This window comes from Methanospirillum sp., from assembly GCF_035406105.1.
In the GTDB taxonomy this organism is placed as follows: domain Archaea; phylum Halobacteriota; class Methanomicrobia; order Methanomicrobiales; family Methanospirillaceae; genus Methanospirillum.
In genome coordinates this window covers 1-3,001 of the sequence record NZ_DAONKG010000263.1, presented here as the reverse complement: position 1 = coordinate 3,001, position 3,001 = coordinate 1, and the positions used below count along the sequence as shown (strand labels likewise).

Below are 3,001 nucleotides of genomic sequence, written 5' to 3'. Positions count from 1 at the left end.
GCTGAATGCAAACAAAATAAACGGGACAGCTTCGGGTGTGTTGCTGGTAAAGATATACCCGGTGAATTTCTTGATATTGGCATACACAGCACGGCCTTCCTCGACTGCATTCACAATTGATGCAAAATTATCATCAGTGAGAACAATATCGGCTGCTTCTTTTGCAACCGCCGTACCAGATATGCCCATGGCTACCCCGATATCCGCTTTTTTCAAAGCAGGTGCATCATTTACGCCATCTCCGGTGACTGCAACAATCTCTCCCGATTCGCGAAGAATCTCTACAACCCTGAGTTTATGTTCAGGAGAAACCCGTGCAAATATAACCTCACCAGACAGGGCCGTTTTCAGCTCATCATCCGGCATCTGATCAAGGTCCGCACCAGTGATAATCCGGGGGGTATCAGTGGTGATAATGCCGATACGTCTCGCAATACTCTTCGCCGTAAGACCATAATCACCGGTGATCATAATGATACGAATATGAGCCCGTTGACATTTTTGCACGGCATGTGCAACCTCGGGTCGGGGAGGATCCATCATGGCAACAAGGCCAAGGAAGGTCATGTCATGTTCGACATCCTCCGCATGTTCAGGTATCGGATCTTCATGGACAGTCTTTTGGGCCAATGCCAAAACCCGGAGTCCCTGCTCAGCAAAGGAGTCATTGACCTGCATGATACCGGCTTTCATCTCTTCGGTCAGGGGTTTTATAACTCCTTTTTCCATTACGGATGTACATATGTCCAAAACCGACTTTGGTGCCCCTTTTAGATAACAGATACGATCAGAATCAGAAAGATGCAGAGTGCTCATACATTTTCTGCGGGAATCAAACGGAAACTCACGAATTCGCGGATTTCTTTGGTTTTCATTCTCATAGTGAATACCATTCTTTCCTGCTGCAACCAGGATTGCAGCTTCAGTCGGATCTCCGAGTATTGTCCAGGCTTCTGAATGCCCCTCCGGTGTAAGGAGTCGTGCATTGGAACAGAGTACACCGGCGATACAGACCTGTCTGAGATCCTTCATGTTGTCGGGGCTTACGGATTCATCAGGGATTATCTCACCATCAGGTCCATATCCGACACCGGTGACAGAATATTTCGCACCCGGTGTCCATATCCTGGTAACGGTCATCTCATTCTGGGTAAGAGTCCCCGTTTTGTCAGTGCAGATAACAGTCGTGCAGCCTAGTGTCTCAACAGCTGATAATCGTTTGATCAGAGCATTTCGTTTTGCCATCCGTTGTGAACCGCGGGCAAGGGCAAGAGTAACGGTCGGGAGCAGACCTTCAGGCACAAATGCGACAATCATGCCAAGTGCAAAGATAAAACTCTCGGCAAGCGTCACGGTTGTCAGTGCTATAAGCATGATAAAAAAAAGGATGCCGATACTGACTGCAACAATGGTTACCATCCGGGTGACATGCACCATCTCCTGTTGTAAGGGGCTTTTCTCTTCTTCTATTCCCTGAGTAAGATGAGCAACTTTTCCAAATTCAGTACTCATCCCGGTACTCGTTACTATTGCAAGACCAGTTCCTGATACAACATTTGTGCCTGCAAATACCAGATTCTGATATTCAATTTTTGAGATATCAGTATCATATGAGGGATCAGCAGTCTTTTTCACCGGATGAGACTCCCCGGTCAGCGTTGATTGATCAATCCGGAGCTGGGATGCGTCAACAAGCCGGCCATCGGCAGAGATGTGATCACCTTCTGCGAGAACCATCAGATCTCCCGGTACCAGATCCTCTGCTGGAATCTCAACAGTCTCTCCGCTCCTGATAACGCGGACTTTTGACGGGAGAAGCTGCATAAGGGCATCAGCAGCCTTCTCCGCCCTGAATTCCTGCCAGAAAGAGAAAAGACCATTAATGATGTTAACCATCCAGACCGCCACAGCCAGCTGGGGCATATGAGCAATGAAGGCGACTATTCCACCGGTCCAGAGGAGAATTGCCATAAGATGCGTGAAGTTTGCAAAAAACCGGACATATACTGATTTTTTCTTCGACCGAACCAGGGTATTTTTCCCATACCGGGTAAGCCGTTGAATACATTCAGTAGGATCAAGCCCGGTAGGGCCGGATGAGTACCGGGAGTATATCTCCTGAACTGATACAGAATAATCCGGTTCTATATGCTCTTTTGTTACCATGAAACGAAAATGTGATAGGGTGATGGAATGTTGGTTCGCAGGTATATGGTGAATAATACCTTAAAGTTAATAAAAAGATTGGTACATCTTTTTTCACGGTGAAATAAAGAGGAAATCCTATCAATAATTAATCGGCATATGGAAAGAATGAGTGAGAATGAACCTGTTTCTATCATTCTGATGATAGGTCTCAATAATCCGGAAAATTTGGTATCTGTAAATTTTTACGTTATGACACTGTTCAGGATTTATTTCTTTTATAATATATTTTTGAGATGTGAGATTGATACTAATATTGTATGCATTTCAGACCACACAAAAACCATTTGATTTCTCAAAACGTCTTGACAAACACTCATTTCGCCCTTCTGTTAGCTGGAAAATAACGAACCAATAATGAATCGCAGGGATAGAGCTAATAAAGGATTCCTGATTATATCAGAGGAGATATCAGGTTGGAATATCCCCCTTGAGAAACGGCTCTCATGTCGATTATATGAGACTTCTTGATTGGAAATCCATTACACACCTAATAATCGTTCTTTACACCGGTTTCTCATTGGTTCAAGATCCATATAGGACAAACTTACTGATTTAATAACTGACCATAAAGAATCCTCATTTCTGATATACAAAGGAACTCCCTGAGCCAGAACCTGCATACGTGCTGGAAGAGGGAGATCAGAAAAAACCTGAACATCTAGTTTTTTTGAAGAATAAGAGCCAATAATTTCTTTAAGATCTCGTAGAGGATCAGTCATCTGGGTAATTACTGCTATATCAATGTCAGAATATGGTTTTGGTTCCATACGAGCATAGGATCCATACAAATATA

Annotated in this window: 2 protein-coding genes; both read right to left on the bottom strand. The window is 44.2% G+C overall.

What is annotated here, in order from left to right; genetic code table 11:
• The coding region (locus PLA23_RS12110) for a cation-translocating P-type ATPase (RefSeq protein WP_324475347.1) at positions 1-2,166 on the bottom strand (2,166 nt) is incomplete at its 3' end.
• Positions 2,167-2,687: 521 nt separating this feature from the next.
• On the bottom strand, positions 2,688-3,001 hold a 314-nt coding region (locus PLA23_RS12105), incomplete at its 5' end, for a nucleotidyltransferase domain-containing protein (protein ID WP_324475346.1).